The sequence below is a fragment of the Methylopila musalis genome (genome assembly GCF_042679725.1).
GTDB classification, from domain to species: Bacteria; Pseudomonadota; Alphaproteobacteria; order Rhizobiales; family Methylopilaceae; genus Methylopila; species Methylopila musalis.
Genome location: NZ_JBHTMX010000386.1, coordinates 1 through 965 on the forward strand (window position 1 = coordinate 1; position 965 = coordinate 965).

At 76.2% G+C, this 965-nt stretch carries 1 protein-coding gene; it reads right to left on the reverse strand.

The window, feature by feature from the left end:
• Positions 1-71: 71 nt before the first annotated feature.
• A partial coding sequence (locus ACFQ4O_RS17845; protein ID WP_378777763.1) for an FAD-binding protein occupies positions 72-965 on the reverse strand: 894 nt, incomplete at its 5' end.

Sequence of the window (965 nt, forward strand, 5' to 3'; positions counted from 1 at the left end):
GCCGAGGTCCTCGGCGAGCGCCGCCTCCACCGCGCGGCGCACCGCGATCGGGTCGAGCGGTCCGGGCGCGCTCACGAGGCCGCGCGCTCCAGCGGCGCGTTCAGATGCGACAGGGCGTCGTCCAGCGTCAGCATGGAGCGATGGGCGAGCGCGGGATCGGCCTCCGGCCGGTCGGCGCGGAAATGGCCGCCGCGGCTTTCCTGCCGGCGTTCGGCCGCCACCGCGATCAGCAGGGCGGAGGTCGCCATGTTGAGCGTGTCCCGGTCGTGGGCCACGCGGCGGATGCGGTCGAGACCCGCGATCGCCGCGTTCAGTCCGGCGGCGTCGCGCACCACGCCCACATGGTCGGCCATCAGCCGGCGGATCTCCGCCGCCGCGGTGCCGTCCTTCGGCGTCGAGGCCGGCAGGCCGGGCAGGGCGGCGCGCAGGTTGGCGGGCGCCGCCGGGAACAGGCCGAGGATGTCGTCGGCGATGCGGGCGCCGAACACCACCGCCTCCAGCAGCGAGTTCGAGGCCAGCCGGTTCGCGCCATGGGCGCCGGTGGAGGCGGTCTCGCCGCACACCCAGAGCCCGTCGAGCGAGGAGCGGCCGCTGGCGTCGGTCAGCACGCCGCCCATGTGGTAATGGGCCGCCGGCGCCACCGGGATCGGCTGGCGCGCGGGGTCGATGCCGGCCTCCCGGCAGGCGGCGTAGACGGTGGGGAAGCGGGTCGCGAAACGCTCGCCCACCTTCTCCCGCGCGTCGAGGAAGGCGCCGCCGGTCCGCGCGGCTTCGAACACCGCCCGGGCCACGATGTCGCGCGGGGCGAGGTCGAGCTCGGGATGGACGCCCGCCATGATGCGGCGGCCGTCCGCGTCCACCAGCACCGCGCCTTCGCCGCGCAGCGCTTCGGTGGCGAGCGGGGCCGGATCGCGGCCGACCGCGATCGCGGTCGGGTGGAACTGCACGAATTCGAGGTCGGCCAG